The sequence below is a fragment of the Streptomyces odontotermitis genome, from assembly GCF_050510915.1.
Lineage (GTDB): Bacteria > Actinomycetota > Actinomycetes > Streptomycetales > Streptomycetaceae > Streptomyces.
In genome coordinates, this window is record NZ_JBNJLS010000013.1 from 1 (window position 1) to 22934 (window position 22934).

17 protein-coding genes are annotated in these 22934 nt (G+C 71.2%); 6 read left to right on the top strand and 11 right to left on the bottom strand.

The window, feature by feature from the left end; genetic code table 11:
- Positions 1 to 84: 84 nt before the first annotated feature.
- The 3 genes from ACQB60_RS29770 to ACQB60_RS29780 all read right to left on the bottom strand — a co-directional run bounded on the left by ACQB60_RS29770 (position 85) and on the right by ACQB60_RS29780 (position 3390).
- The gene (locus ACQB60_RS29770) at positions 85 to 696 is read right to left on the bottom strand and encodes a GNAT family N-acetyltransferase (protein WP_496929195.1); all 612 of its coding nucleotides are present in this window, start codon (positions 694 to 696) and stop codon (positions 85 to 87) included.
- A gap of 86 nt (positions 697 to 782) precedes the next feature.
- Positions 783 to 2666 (bottom strand): hypothetical protein, encoded by a 1884-nt coding sequence (locus ACQB60_RS29775; RefSeq protein WP_496929196.1) that lies wholly within the window; start codon positions 2664 to 2666, stop codon positions 783 to 785.
- A gap of 175 nt (positions 2667 to 2841) precedes the next feature.
- A complete protein-coding gene (locus tag ACQB60_RS29780) occupies positions 2842 to 3390 on the bottom strand; it encodes a PadR family transcriptional regulator (RefSeq protein ID WP_496929197.1) in 549 nt (182 codons plus the stop codon).
- A gap of 168 nt (positions 3391 to 3558) precedes the next feature.
- On the opposite strand from ACQB60_RS29780, the gene ACQB60_RS29785 reads away from it, so the two are divergent.
- Both ACQB60_RS29785 and ACQB60_RS29790 read left to right on the top strand, forming a co-directional pair.
- A complete protein-coding gene (locus tag ACQB60_RS29785) occupies positions 3559 to 4404 on the top strand; it encodes an alpha/beta fold hydrolase (protein ID WP_496929198.1) in 846 nt (281 codons plus the stop codon).
- Between the two features lie 84 nt (positions 4405 to 4488).
- Positions 4489 to 5553 carry an ABC transporter permease gene (locus ACQB60_RS29790; protein WP_496929199.1) on the top strand — a complete coding sequence of 355 codons (1065 nt, stop codon included), beginning with the start codon at positions 4489 to 4491 and terminating at the stop codon, positions 5551 to 5553.
- 61 nt (positions 5554 to 5614) lie between these two features.
- Here ACQB60_RS29790 and ACQB60_RS29795 read toward each other — a convergent pair whose 3' ends face one another.
- On the bottom strand, positions 5615 to 6589 hold the full coding sequence (locus tag ACQB60_RS29795) for an esterase/lipase family protein (RefSeq protein WP_496929200.1): 975 nt from the start codon (positions 6587 to 6589) through the stop codon (positions 5615 to 5617).
- Positions 6590 to 6929: 340 nt separating this feature from the next.
- On the opposite strand from ACQB60_RS29795, the gene ACQB60_RS29800 reads away from it, so the two are divergent.
- Positions 6930 to 8552 (top strand): helix-turn-helix domain-containing protein, encoded by a 1623-nt coding sequence (locus ACQB60_RS29800; protein WP_496929201.1) that lies wholly within the window; start codon positions 6930 to 6932, stop codon positions 8550 to 8552.
- A 195-nt stretch (positions 8553 to 8747) separates the two neighbouring features.
- Here the strand turns inward: ACQB60_RS29800 and ACQB60_RS29805 are convergent, their stop codons facing one another.
- Together ACQB60_RS29805 and ACQB60_RS29810 are read right to left on the bottom strand one after the other, a co-directional pair.
- The gene (locus ACQB60_RS29805) at positions 8748 to 9404 is read right to left on the bottom strand and encodes a hypothetical protein (protein ID WP_496929202.1); all 657 of its coding nucleotides are present in this window, start codon (positions 9402 to 9404) and stop codon (positions 8748 to 8750) included.
- A gap of 132 nt (positions 9405 to 9536) precedes the next feature.
- Positions 9537 to 9989, bottom strand: a complete 453-nt coding sequence (locus ACQB60_RS29810) for a DoxX family membrane protein (protein WP_496929203.1) — start codon at positions 9987 to 9989, stop codon at positions 9537 to 9539.
- Positions 9990 to 10159: 170 nt separating this feature from the next.
- Between ACQB60_RS29810 and ACQB60_RS29815 the strand changes: the two genes are divergently transcribed.
- A complete protein-coding gene (locus ACQB60_RS29815; protein WP_496929204.1) occupies positions 10160 to 11398 on the top strand; it encodes an amidohydrolase family protein in 1239 nt (412 codons plus the stop codon).
- Between the two features lie 166 nt (positions 11399 to 11564).
- Positions 11565 to 12497, top strand: a complete 933-nt coding sequence (locus ACQB60_RS29820) for an FkbM family methyltransferase (RefSeq protein ID WP_496929205.1) — start codon at positions 11565 to 11567, stop codon at positions 12495 to 12497.
- On the opposite strand, the gene ACQB60_RS29825 is transcribed toward ACQB60_RS29820, so the two are convergent.
- From ACQB60_RS29825 to ACQB60_RS29840, 4 genes are all read right to left on the bottom strand, one after another.
- Positions 12481 to 12783, bottom strand: a complete 303-nt coding sequence (locus ACQB60_RS29825) for a hypothetical protein (protein ID WP_496929206.1) — start codon at positions 12781 to 12783, stop codon at positions 12481 to 12483. The two genes, ACQB60_RS29820 and ACQB60_RS29825, sit on opposite strands and share 17 nt — an antisense overlap.
- 131 nt (positions 12784 to 12914) lie before the next feature.
- Entirely contained in the window at positions 12915 to 13682 is a 768-nt protein-coding gene (locus ACQB60_RS29830; protein WP_496929207.1) for a glycosyltransferase family 2 protein, read from the bottom strand.
- Between the two features lie 137 nt (positions 13683 to 13819).
- On the bottom strand, positions 13820 to 17794 hold the full coding sequence (locus ACQB60_RS29835; RefSeq protein ID WP_496929208.1) for an nSTAND1 domain-containing NTPase: 3975 nt from the start codon (positions 17792 to 17794) through the stop codon (positions 13820 to 13822).
- Positions 17795 to 18692: 898 nt separating this feature from the next.
- Positions 18693 to 19784: a Dyp-type peroxidase gene (locus ACQB60_RS29840; RefSeq protein WP_496929209.1), complete on the bottom strand. Its 1092-nt coding sequence runs from the start codon at positions 19782 to 19784 to the stop codon at positions 18693 to 18695.
- A 291-nt stretch (positions 19785 to 20075) separates the two neighbouring features.
- Here ACQB60_RS29840 and ACQB60_RS29845 point away from each other — a divergent pair, with 291 nt between their 5' ends.
- Positions 20076 to 21194, top strand: a complete 1119-nt coding sequence (locus ACQB60_RS29845) for a right-handed parallel beta-helix repeat-containing protein (protein ID WP_496929210.1) — start codon at positions 20076 to 20078, stop codon at positions 21192 to 21194.
- A 173-nt stretch (positions 21195 to 21367) separates the two neighbouring features.
- On the opposite strand, the gene ACQB60_RS29850 is transcribed toward ACQB60_RS29845, so the two are convergent.
- Positions 21368 to 22711: a hypothetical protein gene (locus ACQB60_RS29850; protein ID WP_496929211.1), complete on the bottom strand. Its 1344-nt coding sequence runs from the start codon at positions 22709 to 22711 to the stop codon at positions 21368 to 21370.
- Positions 22712 to 22934: the final 223 nt, after the last annotated feature.

Here is a 22934-nt window from a genome sequence, read left to right on the forward strand (position 1 = left end):
TCGTGTACTCGCACAGCGCCCGAGGCGTTTCGAGGACGGACATACCGCCGCGTCCCCGCCCCGCCCCACGGGCCGCACGCTCACTCAGTCGCCCGGCGGCCGCATCCACCCTTCCCGCAGCCCTTCACCGCCCCCGCCCCCGCCCTCGTCACCGTCCCCACCATCCGCGAAGACACCGAGCGGCACCCACCCCCAGGCCCGCAGCACAGCCCGCCCCAACTCGTCCCCGCTCCCGCTCCCGCTCTCCAGCTCGGCGACCACCAGATCCCCCGCGTGCCGTACGAGCAGCAACGCACGCAGCCGTGAGGCGATGCCCTGGCGCCGGTGCGTGGGCGCCACCATGAGCTCGCGCAGCACGAACACCCTTTCAGGAACGGGCTGTTGCCACATGACCCGTGAGGGCACGAGCCCACTGAACGCCCGCCACCACGCACCGTCCGGCTCCACCCGGTGCCCGTAGAGGCACCCGACGAGCCCGGCCGCGTCGGCGGCGACCATGTCGAACTCCGGCTGCTGAACCTGGTGTTCAAAGCGCTCCAGAAACCCCCGCCGCCCGGAGCCCCCGACGCTTCCCGCGCTTCCCTGGCCTCCGGCTCCGTAAGCCTCTACATAAAGCCCCGCAACCGCCTCCCGCTGCTGCTCCGCCTGCCAGCGCGAGAGGCGCCGCAGGAACACCTCCGCCACCTGTCCCGTCATCGATCGGCCTCCCGCCCCCGCGCCCCGCGTACGCCTGACTCCGCATGGTGACACCACGGACCACGCAGCGGAACGGTACGAGTGGGTCAAAGCCGCTTGAAGACCCCGGTGAGCCCCGCGATCAGCATCGCTGCGAGCGCCCACCCGGCCAGGGTGTACGCGGTCGCCCAGAGCTCCGTGGTGCCCACGGCGACGAAGCGGGAGCGCACTCCGAGGTTGGCGCCGGGAATGAGCAGGTCGGCGGTGTAGACGGCGGAGTTGAAGTGAATGTCCGGGTCCAGCGACTTGGGCGTGGTCCGGAAGCCGGTGCGGCCGATGTGGTGGAAGAGCCACAGCCCGGACGAGTAGAACAGCCCGATGGGCACGAGGATGCGCCACGGCCGGTAGCCGAAGCCGACGGTCACCCACAACAGCCAGGCCCACGCGGTGCGCAGCACCCTCGGGGTGCGGTTGGCCCCCGACTGGGGATGGTCGCGCCGCCGCCACTGCGCGTCGATCCTTATCCGGCGGGCTTCCTGCTCCTGCCCCTCACGCTGGTAGAACCCGGCCAACTGCTTGTAGGGCTGCGGGACATACCCCTCCGCGTCCTGCCCGATCCAGCGCAGCCGGGCCCCCACGTTCATGCGCTTGGCCTCGATCGCGGTGTACGTGAAGCCGTTCAGCATGATGCGGACGCACCCGCGCCACTGCCCCGCGCGCGGCCCCTCGGTCTCGAACCAGGTGCCCGAGGAGTCGTACCAGGAACCGGCCTTGGCGCTGCGCAGGTCGACGGTGCCGGTCAGCGCCCGGGGTTGGAACAGCACGCGCCGGGCGACGGTGGCGTCCATGAGGTTGAGCGCCGAGTCGCAGGCGGCGCCGTTGACGAACGACGCCTTCTCGAAGTGCAGTTCACCGATCCGCGCCCCCACGAGGTCGACCTCGCCCTCGGCGGTGAACTCCTGGCAGCAGTACATCGTGCCCTTGACGACGAGCCGTTCGCCGTCGATGGCCTTCAGGTCCCGGCCCGCGTTCTTGAACGTGCTGCCGGAGCAGTCGAGTTCACCGCCGATCTGGGCGCCGCGCAGCCGCATCTCGCCGGTCGCCGTGAACCCCTTGCTGCACAGCATCGTGGAGGCGACCACCATGTTGTACGCGTCGAGGGCCCGGCGCCCTTCGTTGGTGACGCTGCCGCCCGCGAGGTCCAGCTCGCCGCCGATGTGGGCGCCGCGCAGCCGGAACTCCCCGAAGGTGCGAAACGGCCGGTCGTCCTTGGCGCGGCACAGCATCGTGCCCTTCACAAGGAGACCGAAGCAGTTGACGGCGATCCGGTCGTCGGGGCGCGGGGCCAGGCGGTTGTCGAAGGTGGAGCCGGAGAAGTTGGCCTGCCCGCCGACGTACGCGTTGATCAGCTTCACTTCGCCGGTGAGCTCCGCGGAGCCGATCCACAGGCTGCCGTCGACGACGAGGCGGCTGGCGTCGAGGGCCGTGGCGCCCTCGTGGCTGAGCCGCACGCCGTCGCAGTCGAGGGTGCCGTGGATGTGGGCGCCGCGCAGCCGGACCTCTCCGGTGGCGGTGAAGCCGTGGTTGAGCCAGAGGTCGCCCTGTGTGTGCATCGCGCTGGCCTGCAGGCCGCGGACGTGGCAGCCGGGCAGTTCGACGGTGATGGCGCGCGCGTTGTCGAGCAGCAGCGGCGTCTCGTCGGCGAAGTAGCAGTCCTCCAGGTGCAGCGGCCGGGTCAGATGGGCCGCCGCCAGGTCGAGGGTCCCTTTGATGTGCGCGCCCGCGAGCCACAGCGTCCGGTGCGTGCCGCTCTCGGCACCGACCGGGACGGTGAGCAGCCGGGCCAGCACATCGGCCTCGACCTTGCGGGCCATGTCCCACCCGGCGCCGTCGCGCGCGTCCACGCGCTGCCCGTGCACGGGCCGTAGGTCGACTTCCTCGCCCCGGGCCAGGCGCTCCTCGTAGGACCCGGCAGCGTCTGTTTCGTTCATGATGCGTTCGCCCCCCATGGCGCTCCCCTTGGTGCTCCCCCCGGGGAGTGGTTCAGATGGAGCCAACGGTCCCCTGTGGGAGCCCTCCCGCACCGGGCCGGTGGGGATTCCTCCGCGAAGTTGGGCTGCGCTACGGAGCGAGGAGCCAGCCGAAGGGCGTACGACTACTGCGCGCCTAACCCTTGGCCTTCGCTTCCGCCTCGGCGTCGAGTTCGGCGACGGTCGTTTCCAGCCACTCCAGGTCGGCCTTGCTGGTGGCGCGCGCGAGCAGCAGGATCCCGGCGCGGAACCGGTCGGGCATCTCCTCCGCGCTGAGCGGCTTCCCCTTGTCGTAGAAGAAGCTGGCGGGCTCCTTCATGAAGTTCAGCCGACGCCTCAACACCCTTGCCTGCTCGGCCGGTTCGGGCAGGAAGCGCAGGAAGCTGAGCAGCACGAAGAACGAGTGCCGGTCGGTGATCTCGACGTCGCTCGGCTCACGGAGGCGGCGCAGCAGCTCGGCGCGGCCGCTCTCGGTGAGGTGCAGCATCTGCCGCGGGGTGGCCCCGACGCCGGGCTCGGTCTGCTTGGTCAGATGCCCCTTGGCCTGGAGCCGGCTGATGGCGGGGTAGAGCGCGCCGTCGCTGACGGGCCGCACGTGCCCGTTCAGGCCCGAGAGGCGGGAGCGCAGGTCGTAGGCGTGCAGCGGCTCCTCGTACAGGAAACCGAGGATGCTCAGCGTGAGCACGGGACCTCCCCATCTGATGTGTAGCCCTGATGTGTCGCCCGACGCGTCGTCTGATCCGTCGAAGGTGCCCCACGATATCGATACCTCTCATCGAGGTACCTCTGTTAGAGTCATCGCACGTCGCCTTCGGGTTCACCGCCCGCGGGCTCACCACAAGGGGGCTGTGCCATGACCGCAACGACGGCTGCGTACGCAGGAGTGACCACGGGCGAGTTCCGCACCCCGGACGGGGTCCGCCTCGCCTACACCGACTTCGGCGGCGCGGGCCGCCCCGTCCTCGCGCTGCACGGCGCGTACGGCAGGGGCCGCTCCTTCCACGCCCTGGCCCGGCACCTCGGCCCCGGCTACCGGGTGATCGCCCTGGACCAGCGCGGCCACGGCCACTCCGACCGCCCCGGCGACTACTCCCGCGAGGCGTACCTGGCCGACACGGCCGCGGCGATCGAGCACCTCGGCCTGGCCCCGGCCGTCCTGATCGGCCACTCGCTCGGCGGCATCAACGCCTACCAACTGGCCGCCCGCCGCCCCGAGTTGGTCGAGGTCGTGGTGATCGCGGACTCTCCCGTGGCGCTCGCCCCCGGGGTCGTGGGCACCGACTGGCTGACCGGTGTGCCGGACCGCTTCCCCACCTTCGCGGAGCTGCGCGCGCAGATCGAGGCCGCCAACTCCGTGGGCTTCCTCGACCACTTCACCGAGAGCGCGGTCGAGGACGAGCGGGGCTGGGGCTTCCTGTGGCGCCGGGAGGACATGGCCGAGGTGATGCGGGGCGTCACGGGGGAGTGGTGGGCCGACTGGGCGGGCAGCGCCCAGCCGTTCCTCTTCGTACGGGGCGCCACCAGCCGGTACGTGTCGGCCGAGGACACCGCCGAGATGGCCGCCCGCCGCCCCGGCACGGAGTTCGCCGCCATCGAGGGCGCGGGCCACGACTTCTACCTCTCGCACACGGCGGAGTTCGCGGCGGTGACGAGGCGCTTCCTGGACGGCCTGCCGCCCACCCGGCCCCAGGCCGGGTGACCGCCGCGGTTCCCATGGCCTCGTGGGACCTCGTTTGGCCGATCCCAGCCAGCGCCCCCGGGCGGGCCCGCCGATCCTGATCCCATGAGCGATGAGCAGCAGTCGGACCACCGGCCCACCTCGTTCCTCGGCGAGATCAAGGACGCGGTGTCGGCCCGCTCCGCCCTGCTCGTCCTCGGCGTCCTCGCCCTGGGCGTGCTGTTCATCACCTCGTACGCGGGTGCGTTCCACCATCCCAAGCCGAAGGACATCGCGTTCGGCGTCGTCGCCCCCGAGCAGGTGAAGGCCCAACTCGTCGGCGAGCTCGACAAGTTGCCGGGCCACCCGCTCGACCCGCGCGCCGTCGCGAGTCCGGCCGAGGCGGAGCAGCAGATCAAGGACCGGAAGATCTACGGCGCCCTGCTCTTCGACCCGCGCGGCACCACCGACGAGCTGCGCGTCGCGAGCGGCGGCGGCGCGGCCGTGGCCGACGCCCTCGAAGAGGTCGTGGCCCTGGTGGAGAAGGCGCAGCAGCCCCCGCGCACGGTGAAGACCGTGGACGTCGCCCCCATCGGCAAGGGCGACTCGCGCGGCCTGTCCTCCTTCTACCTGGTCGTCGGCTGGTGCGTGGGCGGCTACCTGTGCGCCGCGATCCTCGCCATCAGCTACGGAGCACGGCCCGCCAACGTGCGGCGGGCCGCGATCCGGCTGCTGACCCTGGCCCTGTTCTCGGCGGTGCTCGGCCTCCTCGGCGCGGTCGTGATCGGCCCGATCCTGGGCGCCCTGCCGGGCAGCGTGTGCGGCCTGTGGGGGGTGGGCACCCTCGTGGTCTTCGCGGCCGGCGCCACCACGTTCGCCTTCCAGGGCATGGCGGGCATCGTCGGCATCGGCCTGACCGTCCTGGTCATCGTGGTCGCGGGCAACCCGAGCGCGGGCGGCGCCTACCCGTACCCGCTGCTGCCCCCGTTCTGGCGCGCCATCGGCCCCGCCCTGCCACCGGGCGCGGGCACCTGGGCGGCGCGCTCGATCGCGTACTTCAGCGGCAACGCGATGACCGGACCGCTGCTGGTCCTGTCCGCGTGGGCGCTGGGCGGCGCGCTCCTCACGTTCCTGTTCGCGTCGCTGAAGAAGGGCCGCGAGGCGGTGGAGGCGAGCGAGGTCCGCCAGTAGCCGCCCTACCCGGCGCTCCGGCGCTCCGGCGCCCCTGCGACTCGGGTACTCGGCTGCTCGGCTACTCGACCGGCCCGGTGGGCCCGGTGAGCGGCAGTACGGTCTGGCACTTCACCGCGCGCGGGTGGGCGGGGTCGAGTGCGTTGAGGACGTGGGTGAGGGTGATCGGGTCGTAGGGCGCCTCCAGGTGGTCGGTGAGGTCCTTCGGGCAGGTGTCCTGGAGCCGGATGTTCTTGACGGTCGCCCCGGGACCGGCCTTGAGGAACCCGTTCGAGTAGGGCGTCACGACCTCGTCGTACTTCGTGGCGATGACCGTGTAGTCCACGCCGGGCACGGTGTCGCCGCCCGCGTCGAGCTCCTTGTTGAAGGGCGAGCCGATCTCCTGCTCGTACAGGGCGGGCCAGGTCTTGTCGAGGAACTCGTTGGCGGGCTGCAACAGGTGCAGGGCGCGGCCGAGTTCGGTGATGCCGTCGAGGGTGGTGCCGTGGTTGGAGGGGGTGATGCCGACGAGCCTGCCGACCTTCCCGGCGGCGCTCGGGTCGTTCTTGAGATAGGTGCGGGGCAGCGGCCCGCCGCCCTGCGAGTGCCCGACCAGGTCGACTTCACCGGCGCCGGTCGCGGCCCGCACCTTGTCGACGAAGTCCCCGAGCACGGCGGCGCTGTCCTTCATGTGCCCGGTGCCCTGAACGGGCGAACTGGCATCACTGGCACCGTAGTTGAAGGCGAAGACGCAGTATCCGTTGCCGGCGAGGAGCGGCGAGGCCCCACCCCAGTTGTCGTTCATGTTCTCCAGCGTGCCGTGGATCAGGACGACGGGGTTCGGGTGCGCCGAACTCGGCCTGCACGCCCAGTCGTTGGACCCGGCGGGGGCGTCCTTCGCCTTGAAGAACCCCTTGAGGAACCCCTTGCTGAAGTTGTACTCGACGCCTTGGGTGCCCTCGGCGTTCGCCGTCGGTACGCCGACGGCGACGAGCCCGGATATTCCGAGGGCGGCCGCGGCAAGGGCGCCCATTCCTTTGCTTCGTATGCGTCTCATTTCCAGTACCGCCCCTTTTCCCTTGAATCCCAGGAGAATTGCAGGACTTGACGAGCGGCAAAGTAGAAGGCGCGTGACGCGACGGGCAACACCTGTGACGGGGCGGGCGCTCGGCCACTCAGAGGGCTGCCACGGTTTACGGCGGGGCGGCGCCGAAGCTGTCACCGAGATGAGCGCCCGCGCCCTCGCATCACCTCGCAGGACACACAAAGTCGCAGGTAACTGCCCTACTAGCAGCGGTAGTTAATCTCTGTCACGCATCTTGACCCGCCGGTAACTTCACCTCATACTCTGCTGGGCGGACGGCCCGTAGGGGGTGGGTGGTGAGCGTGATGACGACATGAGCACGAAAGGCGGGAAGGCCGGAAAAGGCGGACTGGGCGGACTGGGCGGACCGGGCGGGCTGAGCGGAAAGGGTGGCCCCGGCGGCTCCTGGACGGAACTGCCCCGACAGCTCGGCGCTGAGCTGCGCAAAGAGAACCGCACGGTGGCCGCGGAAGTCATCCACGAAATACGGCGGCAGATCCCGGAATTCTCCCAGCCTCTGTCCGGGAAATTCGGCGCCGACATCCAGCGGGGCGTCGAAACGGCGCTGGCCGAGTTCGTCGATCGCGTGGACGAGGGCGGCGTACGCGAACTGGACGCCGAACACCTCTCCGTCTACCGGGCGTTGGGCCGGGGCGAGCTCCTGGCGGGCCGCAGCCTGGACGCCCTCCAGGCGTCCTACCGCCTGGGCGCCCGGGTCGCCTGGCGCCGTTACGTCCGGGTGGCCCGCCGGCTGTCGGTGGGCACGGAGGGCGTGGCCCAGCTCGCCGAGGCGGCGTTCACGCACATCGACGAGATAGCGGCGGAGTCGGTCGCGGCCTACGCGGAGGCCCAGGCGGAAGCGGCCGACAGCCTGGGCCGCCGTCGCCACCGCCTGCTCACCCTCCTGGTCTCCCCGGACCCCCCGCCCCCGGAGTCCCTGCGCCAGGCGGCAGCAGAAGCAAACTGGCCCCTCCCGCAGGAGGTGGCAGCGATAGCCCTGACCCCCCACCACCCAACACCCCCACCCCCCACGGCTTCAGGCCCCGCACATCCGGGCCGGGCGCCCCAGGACCTGGCGCCGGGAGCACCCACGAGCCCGCACCCCACGACGGCTTCAGATCCCGCACAACCGGGCCAGGCATCCCGGGACCTGGCGCCCCGAACGCCGATGCCCCCGCACCCCACATCCGCGGACCCCGCGTGCCAGGCCCGCGAGGACCTGCCCCCCGCACCTCCAGCCCCCGCACCTCCAGCCCCCACGAACCACCCCCACCGAAGCGGCGGCCCTCCACCACCTCCACCACCTCCACCGCCCGCAACACACCCCGGCGCCCCCACCCGCCTGACGGGCCGGGCCCGACGCCTCCCCGCCCCCGTCCTCGCGGACCTGGACGGCCCCGCCCCCTACCTCCTCGTCCCCGACCCCGAGCGGCACCTCGCCGACCCCCGGGTCCAGCGACTCCTCCACGACCGCGCGGGCACCGTCGGCCCCACCGTCCCGCTCGCCCAGGCCGCCGACTCCCTCCGCTGGGCCCGCACCCTCCACGCGCACCCCCGGCAGCCCTCGCACTCCGGGCCCGCCGACCCCGCTGGATCCGTCGGTCCCGCCGGTCCCGCCGGTCCCGCCGGTCCCGGCGACCGCCTCACCGACCTCCTGCTCCTGGCCGACCCGGCCCTCGTACGCCTGATGGCCGCGCGCCGCCTGGCGCCCCTCGACACACTCACCCCCAAACAGCGCGACCGCCTCAGCCGCACCCTCCTCGCCCACCTCCAGAGCCCTCACGGCACCGCCCCGGAACTGGCCGCCCGCCTCTCCATCCACCCCCAGACGGCACGCCAGCGCCTCCACCGACTGCAGCACCTCTTCGGCGGTCAACTCGCCGATCCCCAGGCCAGGTTCGAAATGGAGGCGGCACTGCGAGCGGCACTCCTGTGAGCCATCGGCTGAGCCATCGACTGAGCCATCGACGAACAGGCCGGACGCCCCGTCAGTCGGAGCCGTCCAACAAGGCGGAGTCGCCCGGCAGTCGGAGCCGCCTGACCGGCAGAGCCGTCTGACCAGCAGACCCGTCCAACCAGCAGCTCCGCCCAACCAGCAGTTCCGCCCAACCAGCAAGAGCCACGCGCCAGTTCACAGATGCAGCATCGACATCAACTCAGGGCTCCGCGTCCCGGTCTCCACCTCCGGAGTCGCCTGACCGGCCCGCATCCACCCCGCCGCCTCCGCCGCCGCGACCGCCTCGGCCTCCGCCGCGTCCGCCGCCGCGTTCAGCTCCTCGTTCTCCCCCTTGGCCCCCGCACCGGCCGCCGCCGCAGCGGCCACGGACGCCTTCAGCGCGGCAGCGCACGCGGCCGCAGCGAGCTCGCTCACCTCGCTGACCTCGCGTACCTCACCCGCCTCGCCCGCTGAACCAGCACCCCCGGCACCCCCGGCACCCCCGGCACCCCCGGCACCATCATGCGCCTTACCCATCTGCGCAGCCTGCGCCGCCGACGCCGCCGCGTTCCGGGCGCACCGCGAATCCGCGGCCGGGTCCGGCTCACTCTCCGAGAGCACCGCGACGGCCTGCGCGGCCACGCGAGCGGCGTGCGCGGCCTTCCAGGCGACCTCTTCGGCCGCCTCGCCGCCCTGCTGGATGTAGTGGTGAGTGGCCGCGGCCCGGGTCGCGGCGCTCTTGGCCCGCACGGCGTGACCGTCCCGCTCGGCCCGCTCGGCCCGCTCAGCCTGACCAGCCTGCGCGGCGTCGATGGCGGTGTCGGTGTCGGTGTCGGCGTCGTGTTCGCTCATATCCATCCATCTCCGTAACTGCCAGATGTGGGCAGGGTTCGAGCGTCGGGCAGAGTCGCACGCCGGCCCCCAACAGGCCAGAGGCCCACACAGATTGCACTCGCGGGCGTTACAGGGAGAGGGAGAGGAGCCTCACGCCCCGAAAAGCCCCAGCCCCGCATCCACCGACCACACCTGCCACCCCATCGCGAACAGCGCGACCACCGAGATCAGCGCCATCATCAGGTTCTGCCCCTGCTCGGCCCAGTCATGGATCATCAGGACCAGGTAGATCAGATTGAGCAGCAGCCCGCCGACGAGGGCGATCGGCGTGAGGAAGCCGACGATCAGGCCGAGACCGAGCGCCAGCTCCGCGTACGCGACGATGTACGCCATCACCTGGGGCCGGGGCTTCACGGTCACGTCGAAGCCCGCCCGCACGAACTGCCAGCGGTGCTTCTCGGCGATGCCCACCGCCCAGTCGACCCCTCCTCCGGTGAACCACGTCTTCTTGTCCTTGTGGCGCCAGCTCTCCAGCCACCACAGGCCGAGCCCGATCCGCAGCACGGCCAGCCACTCGGCTCCGCTGAGCCAGATCGTCTCCATCGCGCGCGTCCTTCCCCAGGCCAAACTGACGGTGCGTCAGTTCAGCGGATGTCGGCCGATCGCGCAAGAGGGTGCGGGGCCTTGCCGTCCCGCAGGTTCGCCCATAACCTCAATCTGATGGATCGTCAGATTCGAGATGCCGAAACCGGCAGGCAGTAGGGGGCAAAGCAGTGGTCAAGAACGACGTCGGCACCAAGGAGCTCCCCCGGGTCATCAGCGTGGACGACCACGTGATCGAGCCCGCGCACCTCTTCGAGAGGTGGCTCCCGAGCAAGTACCGGGACCGTGGGCCGAAGCCCTTCACGGCCGGTATCGGCGAACTGGAGTACATCGGCGGCAAGTACAAGTTCACGACGGACCCGGACGGCCAGATCACCGACTGGTGGGAGTACGAGGGCGACATCTTCCCGTACAAGCGCATCATCGCGGCCGTCGGCTTCTCCCGCGACGAGATGACGCTCGACGGCATCACCCGCGAGCAGATGCGGCGCGGCTGCTGGGACCCGAAGGCGCGCCTGGCGGACATGGACATCAACCATGTCGAGGCGTCGCTCTGCTTCCCGACCTTCCCGCGCTTCTGCGGCCAGACCTTCGCGGAGGCCAAGGACAAGGAGGTGGGCCTCGCCTGCGTCCGGGCGTACAACGACTGGATGGTGGAGGAGTGGTGCGGCGACAGCGGCGGCCGGCTCATCCCGCTGTGCCTGATCCCGCTGTGGGACGTCGACCTGGCCGTCGCCGAGATCAGGCGGAACGCGGCCCGGGGCGTGCGCGCGGTCACCTTCTCCGAGATCCCGACGTACCTCGGGCTCCCGTCCATCCACTCCGGCTACTGGGACCCGTTCTTCGCGGCCTGCGAGGAGACGGGGACCGTCGTCAACATGCACATCGGCTCGTCCTCGCAGATGCCGGCGGCGTCGCCCGACGCACCCCCGGCCGTCCAGGCGTCGCTGAGCTTCAACAACGCCATGGCGTCGATGATGGACTTCCTCTTCTCCGGCGTCCTGGTGAAGTTCCCGCGGCTCAAACTCGCCTACAGCGAGGGCCAGATGGGCTGGATCCCGTACGCCCTGGAGCGCGCGGACGACGTGTGGGAGGAGCACCGGGCGTGGGGCGGGGTGAAGGACCTGATCCCCGAGCCGCCGTCGACCTACTACTACCGGCAGATCTTCTGCTGCTTCTTCCGCGACAAGCACGGCGTGGAGGCGATCGAGACGGTCGGCGTGAACAACGCGACCTTCGAGACCGACTACCCGCACGTCGACTCGACGTGGCCGCACACGAAGAAGGTGGCGGCGGATCACGTCGGCCACCTGCCGTACGACGTCCAGTACAAGCTGCTGCGCGGCAACGCGATCCGCATGCTGGACCTGCCCTTCGACCGGGACAGCGCGGGGAAGCTGCCCTACTGAGTTCTCCTGAGCCCTGCTGAGCCCTGCTGAGCGCTACTGGGTTCGCTTGCCGAGGACGGCGCTGAGGGCGGCCGCGCCCTCAGCGTTATCGTTCGTCGTGACCCCTTGATCCACAGGGGCCGCAGGGGCCGCAGGGGCCGCAGGGACCGCAGGGAGAGGCGACCGGATGAGCAGCAACCCCCTTACGGAGACCGCCGTCACGCTCGGCCGCGCCTACGTCCGCCGAGCCCCCGGCTCGCTCCTCAAGGGGGCGCTGGCCGCCCGCCTGCTCAACCCCCGGCTCCGCGACCACCCGCGCCGACGCGTGGTCGACGTCGGATCCGGCGCCCGGTTCGCCGTCGACACCCAGGACTTGATCCAGCGCTACCTCTACCTCTTCGGGGCCTGGGAGCCCCACATGACCCACTGGCTCCGCGCCCGCCTGCGCCCCGGCGACGTCATGGTGGACGTCGGCGCCAACATCGGCGTGTTCGCGGTGCTCGGGTCCCGTCTGGTCGGCCGTACGGGAAGAGTGGTGGCCGTCGAAGCCTCACCCGCCTTCCACAGCAGGCTCGTTCAGCACGCCGCCCTGAACGATTGCGCCAACATCAGGGCGCTCAACGCGGCGGTGTCGGACACCAGGAAGACCCTGACCTTCGTCCTGGCCAGCTCGCACAACATGGGCGCCAACTCGATCGTCCCGTACGAGGGTCCGGCGGAATCCCGCTTCGAGACCGAGGCGCTGCCGCTGACGGAGCTCCTGGAGCCGGACGAGGTGTCCAGGGCCCGCGTGATCAAGATAGACGTGGAGGGCGCGGAGGGCGCCGTCGTCCGCGGACTCGCCCCCTTGCTCGACCGGCTCCGCCCGGACGCGGAGCTGGCCGTCGAGGTCACACCGGACCGCATGGCCCAACTCGGAGACTCCGTCGAGGAGTTGATGGAGACGATGCGCAAGGCCGGGTTCCATGCCTATCGACTGCCCACGGACTACGCGGCGGCCCACTACCCGCGGGCCCTGCGCCGCCCCGCCTCCCCCGTCCGCCTGCGGCAGCCGGTCGAGGGGGAGACGGAGCTGGTCTTCTCGCGCGTCGACAGGGAAGAACTCAGCAGCCCGCGCTGACGTTCTTGCAGTAGACCCAGCCCTTGTTCCCGTTGTCGTTCTTGACGTAGTACCACTTGTTGCCCGCGCTGTTGTACGCGTAGTGCGACCACCAGACCTTCATGCCCGGGAAGATGACGCCCGTGGACCCGCACGTGGCGCGGTAGCACGACCGGATGTCGGCGTACTTGGTGGGCTTCGTGGCCGTCCAGGTGGCGGCCTGGGCGCTGGTCGATACGGCGACCACCGTGCCGAGAGCCAGCGCGGCTCCCCCGAGCCCGACACCCAGCGTGGAACGCAGACCCATGACTTCTCCTCACACATTGCCGCGGCCCGACCGAGAGGCCCCGGTCGATGAGCCGCAACCGTGGCAAGGAAGGGAGGGGAGTGGCCATGGTTTCGGTGTGTCCCGGACAGCGCGGAGGGCGTCCCTGCTGGTCAGGATCTTGTCCGGGACAGCGGATACCGCCACCCCAACCCCTCAAGCACCCGCGCCCTGGCCGCCACCACCGCCATCCGCGCCTCCCGCTCCACGGCGTCCCCATGCGCCGGCTGGCCCGTCGCCTGCCCGTCCCATTTGCGGTAGAGGAGGCCGACCTCGGGCGAGAACCAGCCGCGGGAGACGGAGTTGAGGGCGAGCAGCAGGCCCGTGTCCTCCGAGGCGGGCAGCGCCATCCAGCCGCCCACCGCGAGCAGCAGGTCTCGGCGTACGCACAGCGTCGCCGGGTGGACCTGGGCCCGGTAGTCGTGCGCGGCCCAGTGGTCGGTCACGGCGCCGCGCTCGATCGGGCCGGGGTCCGGGTCGCCGGGAAATCCGACCGTCCTGCCGTCGGGCAGCAGGTCGAGCGCGCGCGACGTCGCCCAGCCGATGCCGGGGTCGGCCTCCAGCGCCGCCAGGTCGCGGGCGAGCGTGCCCGGGGGCAGCTGGTCGTCGGCGTCCAGGACCTTCACGTACGGGCCGTCGGCGTGCGCCAGGGCCATCATGCGCGCGACCCCGGGGCCGCCGGGCCGCCCCTGCCGGAACGTCACCCGCTCGTCGGCGGGCACGTGCGGCGCGACCGCGTCGCTCTCGCCGTCCTCCTGGACCAGCCAGTGCCAGTCCCAGCCGTCCGGCAACTCCTGTGCGCACAGCGACGCGTACGCCTCGGGGAGGAAGCGGGCCGAAGGGCCGTGCACGGCCGTGACGATGCAGATGCGCCGGCTCACGGCTCACCGCCTTTCAGGGTTGCGAAGGGCCCGATCGCTGGCGACGGGGGATCCGCCAGCGATCGGGCCGGGCACCACCGTAACAAGGTTGCTTCTGCGATGGGAGGCAACTGTTCGGCCAGAGCGCGCAGTTGTGGTCATTTCTCGCCGCACGGCGGCTCGTACGAGAGGCGGGGCAGGTACTCGTCCCACTTCTCCGGCGTCAGCACGCCCCGCGTGGTCGCGCAGATCCGCTGGATCGCCTCGTCGGCGTCCAGGTTCCACAGCCGTACGGTGTCCGCGCCGCTCGACACCCCGAGCATGTCGGTCTGCGGGCTGAAGGACAGGAAGCTGCCGGTCTTGGCGTTGGGGCTCATCGACTGGCCGATGGGTTCGGGGTCGGAGGGCCGCGCGACGTCCCACAGGCGGACCGTGTTGTCGTTGCCGCCGCTCGCGAGCGTCCGGCTGTCCCGGCTGAACGTCAGCGACACCACCGCGTCGGTGTGGCCGGTGAGCGGGGAGTCGAGGCGCGTCGCCCGCCCGGAGCCGGCGATCTCCCAGAGCCGCACCGTGCCGTCGTCGCTGCCGCTGGCCAGGGTGTGCCCGTCCGGGCTGTACGCCAGCGTGTTGACCGGTCCCAGATGGCTGGTGAGCGGCGCGCCGAGGCGCACGGCGTGGTGGCGGTCGGCGACGTTCCAGAGCCGGATCGTGCCGTCCGCGCTGCCACTGGCGAGAGCGTCGCCGTCCGGGCTGAAGGCGAGGGAGTTGACGTATCCCTTGTGGCCGGTGAGCGGCGCCCCGAGCGGGCGGGGCCGGGACGGCGCGGCGACGTCCCACAGCTGAACGGTGCGGTCGGTCCGCGCCGTCGCGAGCGTGCGCCCGTCCGGGCTGAAGGCCAGCGCCTGGGGGCCGGTGAAGCGGGTGCGCAGGGTCGTGGCCGGTCCGTGGGCGACGGGCCGGCTCGGGTCGGAGACGTCCCACAGCTGCACGGCGCTGCTTCCGGTCAGCACCGCGAGGGTCCGCCCGTCGGGGGAGAACACCAGCGAACGCACGTCCCCCTCACTCGGCTTGAAGGGTTTGCTCAGCGCCGTCGGACTCTTGGGGCGCTGGACGTTCCACAGCCGCACCTTGTCGTCCCGCGCGGCCGTCGCGAGCACCTTCCCGTCCGGCCGGAACGCACCGGTCCTGCCGAGCATGTCCGAGGTCGGTATCGACCACAGCCGGACCTTGCTGTCGCCGGTCCCGGTGGCGAGCCGCTTCCCGTCCGGGCTGAAGCCGAGGGCGTACATCTCCCCGCTGCTGCCCGCGAGCGGCTCCCCGACCTGCGAGGGGTGCGCCGGGTCGCTCACGTTCCACAGGCTCGCCGTGCTGTCCGCGCTGGCGGCCGCGAGCATGGACCCGTCGGGGTTGAACGCCACCGACCAGACGGGCCCGGTGTGGCCGGTGAGCGGTGCCCCGAGCGACTTCGCGTGCTGCGGGTCCGAGACGTCCCACAGCCGTACGGTGTCGTCCACGCCGCCGCTCGCGAGGGTGCGCCCGTCGGGGTTGAAGGCCACGGAGTGCACCGTGCCGGCGTGCCCGGTCAGGACGGTGCCGATGCGCCGGGGGCGCCGGGGATCGGCCATGTCCCACAGCCTGATGGAGCCGTCGTCGCCGCCCGCCGCGAGGGTGCGCCCGTCGGCGCTGAACGCCACGGAGCGCACGGCGGCGTCGTGCCCGGTCAGGGAGCCGAGGGCCTTCGGCCGCCGCGGGTCCGCCATGTCCCACAGGTGCACCTTGTGGTCGTCGGCGGCGGCGGCCAGCGTGCGCCCGTCCGGGCTGAACGCGAGCAGATAGATCGTCCCGCCGTGCCCGGCCACCGGCCCGCCGAGCGCCCGCGGACGCCGGGGATCGCGGACGTCCCACAGCCGCACCGTCCCGTCGTCCCCGGTGCTCGCGAGGGTGTCGCCGTCCGGGCTGAAGACCGCGCTGCTGACCCAACTCGTGTGCCCGGTCAGGGGCTTGCCCAGCGCACGCGGATGCCGGGAGTCCCGGACGTCCCACAGCCGCACGGTCCGGTCGTAGCTGGCGGTGGCGAGGGTCTTGCCGTCCGGGCTGAACGAGGTGAGGTAGACGGCGCCGGTGTGCCCGACGAGCGGCGTCGCCAGCGGCGCGTTCACGATGGAGACGAGCCGGTTCCGCACCCCTTCGTCGTCCGACCTCAGATCATGCGCCACAAGGTCGAGTTGGGCGGAGAGCGACGGATCGGTGAACTGCGCACGATCGGCCTCGGCGACCACCTGCTGGAACACCGCGTCGTCCCGCTGCCGCCAGGCGATCACCGCGGCGCTGACCGCCACCATGGCCAGCACGAGCAGCGCGGAGACGGCGGCACGGCGTATCCACACGGTACGGCGGCGCAGCCGGGCCGAGGCGGCCAGGAAGTCCACCGCGCTCCGCGTCAGGAAGGTGTCTCCGGCCGACTTCGCCCAGTCCCGCGCCTGTTCGAGCCGCGACCCCCGGTACAGCAGCGCCGCATCCCGCTCGGAGTCCTCCCAGGCACGCCCGTCCTCTTCGAGCCGCTGCCGCAGCAGATGGTCGTTCCTGCCCTCGTCGATCCAGTCCCGCAGCCGCGGCCAGGCGTGCAGCAGCGCCTCGTGCGTGATCTCCACGGTCTCCGCGTCGAGCGTCACCAGACGGGCGCGCACCAGCGCTTCGAGCGACTCCTCGGTCTTGCCCGGATCCGTCGACTCGTCCGCCAACTGCCGCCGCGTCCCCCGCCGCCGCGTGGCCTGGGTGTCCTCTCCCAGCCGTACGAGCCGGAGCAGCAGCAGCCGCGCGGCCGTGCGCGCCGCCGGGTCGAGACTGGACCAGGCCCGCTCCGCGGTCGCCGCCACCGCCCCCTGGATCCCCCCGGCGGCCCGGTACCCGGCCAGCGTCAGCCTTCCGGTCTTCCGCCGCTGCCAGGTGGCGAGCAGCGCATGCGACAGCAGGGGCAGCACCCCCGTGTCATGGGCCCCACGGGGCCCGTCCGTGCTCACCTCCCGCACGATCAACTCCGCGAGCCCCGGTTCCAGTTCGAGCCCCACGGCCTTGGCCGGCCCCGTCACGGCCTTGCGCAACTCCGCGGCGGTCAGCGGCCCGAGCACCATGTGCCGGTGCTGCAGCGCGTCGGCCAGCTCGGGATAGGCCAGGCACTCCTCGTAGAAGTCGGCGCGGACCCCGAGAACGACGACGGCGGCAGCCCGCTCACCACCGTCGGCGGGCGAGCTCAGGGCATGCAGAAGCCGAATGAAGGTACGCCGCTCCGCCTCGTCCGAGCAGAGGGTGAAGGTCTCCTCGAACTGATCGACGATGACGACGGGCCGCCCGTCGAGAACGACAGGACCACTCTCGGGCCCCTCAGGAACGAGCCGGGCAAGCTCAGGTATCTGCCGGACCAACTCCCCGACAGGATCACTCCCCGGCACGAACTGCCGCACACCACCCCCTTCACCCCCTTCTCCTCCTTCTTCCCCTTCTCCCCCTTCGCTCCCTTCGCCCTCGTCCCCCAGCACCCCCCTCTCCAGGGCAGGCACCAGCCCGGCGTTGAGCAGGGAGGACTTCCCGGCCCCCGAGGCACCCACGAGCATGACGAGCCCGCCGCCCGAGGTCTGCGCCGCACGGAGCTGGGCGACGAGCGAGTCCGTGCTCCGCTCCCGCCCGAAGAACCACTGGGCGTCCTGCTGCCGGTACGAGGCGAGCCCCCGGTACGGGCACACACCCGAAACAGCAGGTTCCTCGACGACGCCCCGCGACTCCTCGTCCTCCGCGACGGCCCCGGACACCGCGTGCTCCCACAGCCGCTGCCACTGAGCCATGTCGTACAGCCCGGCGGAGACCGGCGCGGGCCGCTCGCGCCGCGCTTCGGGTATCAGGATGTGCAGAACGGCTGCGAGAGCGGTGAATTGGGCAGGCACATTCTTGGCCCGCCGCCAGTCACTGATGCGCTGTGCGGACACCCTTACGGGCCGCCCTTTTTCATCGACCCGCTGCAGTCGTACGACGGAATCGGAGACGCGCTTGAGAGGAGGGTTACCGGCTTCCGAGTACAGCAGTGCGAGGCGTTCCGCGAAGGCTGTGCGTGCCCCTGAGTCGGAACTCAAGGCGTCCACCCCCTTCCCTCCGCTGCCCTTGAACATCCGGACCGGAAAACTCACTTTATACGGCTGACCTGCGGTTAAGGACTCCGGATGCCGCCCCAATCTCCCCCGGGTAAGCCGTAGCTGGCAGGATCACGACGCAGTAGCGAGCCAACTACGCGGCGTCCTGGCAGGTCACCAGCTCGGTACTCGGAGCGGCGACTCAAGACACCGCATGATTCTGAGTCTGAATTCCGCTCGAGTTGCGACGGTGTCGGCACGTGATGTCAACAGACTTTTGCCTCCCCTCCCATCCGGATCATCGGCAATCACTGCAGATCCGGAAATCCCCCATTCCATGCCGATACGCCGATACGGCATGGGGCGGGCGTCGTCCGCGACGTATCGGTGCCGGTCCCCACGTGGGGAGGGACCGGAGCCGACACGACGCGGACGACGCCCGGTGAGGGGCCGCCGCTCTCCTGTGCGTGGGGACCGGGCCCCGGCCGTCGCGTCCACCTCCTTCGGGGCGAGTTGTGCTGCGGCTCGCTCCCTTCCTGCCCTCCGTAGCCGCGGAGGCCGAGTGGCAGGGTGTCCGTGCCGCGGCGGTCAATCTGCCCTACGACACGGTGGCGCGTGTCGCCTCGGCGGACTTCGGCGGACTTCGGCATCGCGGCCGAAGACCTCCGCTTCGAGTCCACGACCCCCTGAGGCCCGCGCGCGACCCGCTCCTGGAACGCGTTCATGAGCCTTCGACCAGCCGCGGCACGGTCTCGGGAAGGGGGCGCCGGCGGCCCTGCAACTGGCCTTTGCCCGTCACTCGGACGCGCCGTTGGCGATCAGCGCTTCGCCGATCGTCAGCGCGAGGGCGATGACGAACGCCGCTTCGGGGCACCAGAGGTCGTCGGGCGGCGGCAGCACCGGGTCCGGGTCAGGCCAGCCGGTCGCCCAGGTTCTCGCCCGGCCCGGGCGCGGGCAGGACATAGCCGACGGCCGAGGCCCGGTGCTCGGTGAAGGCGCTCATGGCGTCCTCGGCGGCCAGCCGCTGCTGGACCCGGACGAAGAGCGCAGGATCCCGCATGTACGCGATGAAGAGCAGCCCTTTGTCGTCGCCCCCGTCGTCGTAGGAGTAGCCGCGCCGGAGCATCCGGGCCCCGCCGTCCAACCGTGAGTGCGCCAGGCGGACATGGGCGTCGGCGGGGATCACATAGCGGCCCTGGGGCGTCTTGGCGTACAGGTCGACGGCGTCGCGTTCGGTGCGGGCACCGAGCGGTGCGCCGCTGGCGAGGTGCCGCCCGATCACGTCTTCCTGCCGGTCCTCGGGCAGTGCCGTGAAGCGGCCGACGTCCATGTGGATGCGGCGGTAGACGAGGTGGGTGCCGCCGCTGCCGTCCCACACCCAGTGCGGCAGTTCGCTCCGCGGAGGGTTCTCGGTGCCGTCCTTGAAGCCGAAGAGGTTGCGCGGGGTCTCGTGGGCGGCGTGCGGCGGCAGGAACCCGCTCTGCCGCCAGCGCAGGCCGAGGGCGTCCCGTGCCTGGTCGGTCAGCCGGGCGGCGGTGTTGCGGCAGGCCAGCGGGTCGTCCGCGCACAGCTGGACCAGGAGGTCACCGCCGCTGCGCCGCGCCTGGAGGCGGTCCCCCGGGAAGGCGGGCAGGTCCTGCAGGCGGTCCGGGGTGCGAAGGCCCAGCTTGCGGTAGAGGCCCGGTCCGGCGGCGACCGTCAGCGTCACCCGCCGCGTCGGCTGCGTCGACCACGCGGCCAGGGCACGCCGCACACGATCCGCGACCACTCGCCCTCGCCCTCGCTCCGGCTCTCGCCCTTCCCCGTCGCCCTCGACACGTACGTCATAGGCGGCCAGCAGGACATGACGGGGCTGTGCCTCCGAGACGCCGGTCTGTACCCGGAGTTGAGGCCGCCCGTCGTCGGAGCCGGTCGGACGGGACGCACAGCCGCTCGCCCCCGCCAGGGCGACGGTCGTGGCGGCGAACAGGGAGCGACGGGGCAGGGACGGTGGAGCGGTCACCGGTACTCCTCACAGAGTGCACGCCATGGGGGCCGGAAAGGCAGGCAAGACGGTACACCTTGGGCCATGAAGTCAGTTATTGCGAAATGTCATGTCTCACCCTCTCGTTGGCGACGATCCGTCCGGGTGGGCGCCGCCGTACTGGCCACGGCGGTGATCGCGTCCCTGCCCGGCTGTGGCCTCTCCGGTTCCGACGACCGCCCCGGACCGAGCGGCCCTCCCGCGGTGCTGCGCGTGCCGGGGCAATACCCGTCAATCCAGGAGGCAGTTGATGTCGCACGATCAGGCGACGTGGTGCTCGTCTCTTCGGGGGTCTACCGGGAGGCCGTGGCCGTACGGCGGCCCGGAGTGACGCTGCGCGGCACCGACCGCTCGCGGACCGTCATCGACGGGGAGTTCAAGCGGTCCAACGGCATCACCGTGACGGGCAGGTCATCGGTGGTGGAGAACCTGACGGTGCGCAACCACCTCGCCAACGGAGTCCTGTTCACCGGCGTGACCGACGAGAGCCTCCAGGGGTCCGGCGCGGGCGGCAACGGCTACGACCCGCTGGACACCGCCAAGTTCCCGCCCCTGAAGGGCTTTCGGGCTTCGTACGTCACCGCGTACAACAACGCCCTGTACGGGATCTACGCCTTCGACTCCCGCAGCGGCGTCATCGAGCACTCCTACGCATCCGGCCAGGCCGACTCCGGCATCTACGTGGGCCAGTGCGACCCCTGCGACACGGTGGTGCGGCACAACACGCTGGAGCACAACGCCATCGGCGTCGAAGTCACCAACGCCTCCCGCGACTTGTACTTCCTCGGCAACGTGATGCGCCGCAACCGCGTGGGCATGACGGTCAACTCCAACAACCTGGAGGCGCTCGGCCCGCAGCACGAGGCCGTCATGGTCGGCAACACCATCACGGACAACAACGACGACCGCAGCCCCGAGCAGGCGGAGGGCGGATACGGGATCGGTGTCGGCATCGGCGGTGGCACCCGCAACCGCTTCGAGCGCAACCGCGTCGAGGGCCACCGGGTGGCCGCGTTCGTCCTCAGCGACGTCCAGGGCTATCCCGTCAAGGCCAACCGCATCACCGGCAACGCGATCGGCCGCCACGACACGGCCCTGGTCCTGGAGGCCCACCGCACCGGCGGCAACTGCTTCGCGCGCAACGGAGCGGCGCCGACCAGCCCCGCCCCCCTGCCCCGCGCGGCAGCGACCTGCCCCGGCCAGGACCGGCCGCTGACCGTACCGGGCAGCCCCCGCACCATCGAGGCACCACCCGGCATCTCCTTCAAGGAGGTCACGGCCCCGGCCCCGCAGCCCGCCATGCCCGCCCCGGCAACCTCACCGGCCCACCCCGCGACCGGCCTCCCGGGCCCCGTGGACCTCGCCGCCTACCAGCTGCCCGCACCCTGATGCCCCCAGCAGCACATCAGGCCCGGTACTGATCTCTCAGTACCGGGCCTGAGCTGGTATTCCAGCAATCACGTCGGATCCCATTTTCCCAGGTCAGAACGCGTACTGTCGTTCTGGACGCCGGCGTACGCACGGATCCGTCCCAGCCGCCGGGAGCCCGGCGGTCCAGCACGTCAGAGCTCGTCGCGGTCCCAGTCTCCGAGGTTCTGGTTCCCCGCCTTGTACTTGTAGGGCCAGATGCCCAGAGGGGAACGCCTGCCGAACGCGTCGCCCAGGACATCGACGTAATTGCCGGTCTCCGCATGGCGCAGCCGGAAGGCTCCGGAGACATCGCCGGGCAGCTGGGTGAAGTTCTGGCTGTCCTGGAGGTTCTCGTTCGGGCCGTGGCAGCTCTGGAGCTGGAGGAACGCACTGCCGTTGCCCTCTTCCACGGGCTTGGCCGAGCGGTCGATGCACTGGTTGGTGCCTGCCAGCTGGATGCGCAGGACGGGGTGCCCGCCGATCCACTGCCCGTCCTGCTCGACGAACTGGAACTGCTGGTTGGGGCGGTTCTCGTCGTCGTAGGTGATGATTTGGGTCCCGTTGTCCGTGGACGCGCCCGCTGCGTCGAGGACCATCGCGGCGCCCGCGCTGGGGGCGTGGATCTCGTCCGCCGCCGGCACGTCGGCCCCGGCGGCCAGGGCGCCGTAGGCCACCGGCCAGTGGTCGCTGCTCCCGTTGTTCAGGACCGTGGCGTTCCAGGCCCATGGGTCGAGGTTGCTGATCATGTAATCGAGTTCCCGGCCGTTCTGGTGCGTGGCCTGGCCGGAGGCGTGGGGGTGCCAGTCGTTTGGAAGTACCCCGTCCCAGCTTTCGGGTTCCCGGTTGTAGTCACCCAGGACGGCCCAGTCCCAGCCGTGGTCATGTGCGTACGCCGCAGCCAGGGACACCAGTCGAGGCGTATCGAAGCCGCGGCCGCCCCCGGTGCGGCCGGCGCTGCCGTGAATGCTGAAGTGCATCACGTTGCTGCCCGCGGGCCTCACCCCGAGGAGCGGCCGCAGCCGGTAGGGGTCATAGGGGTTGGCGATGACGGCCACGTCCTGCACCGGCTGGGTGGTCAGGAAGGCGAGCGCCCGGGTGATGCGCTGCGGGTTCTCGTCGTTGCCCACGACGGGCAGGTAGTACAAGTACCGCTCGGCGCCACGCGAGGTGCCGTCCGGGCGGTAGGCGTAGGCCCCCACGCCGTTCGGCAGACCACCGTTCAACTCACCAGGGTGCGGGAGCTCGTTCTGCGCCAGACGCCGCGCGCCGAAAGGGAGGCTTGCCGGGCTGCCATTGGCGTCCAGCGGAGCTTCCTGGAGCGCCACGACGTTGTGCGTGTTCAGAAGCCGACCGGCCTCCGCCCACTTGTACGTGCCTCCTTGCATGTTCCAGTTCGCCGGCCGGTCCGGCGGATCTCCTCCCTGCGCCGAGGCTGCCCCCGGCATCGCCAGCGTTGCGGCGATCAGGGCGGTCAGCAGCCCGATGACCGCGGTCACCGCGCAGGTGGTACGTGAGGGTTTGAAGCTTGATATCACGTTTGCCTTTCTGGTCCAGGGCATGCCAGAACCCGTTGCATCCTGCACGGACCCTACCGTCCCAAGATCCGGAAGGTGGCGATCTCCCGTCGTTTTCAAGGCAGTTGGCGCATTTCCGTAAAATGGCGCGGACAGCTGGAGGACCAGTCCACGGCTCTGCGAGCCTCTCCGGCCCTGGCTGGCG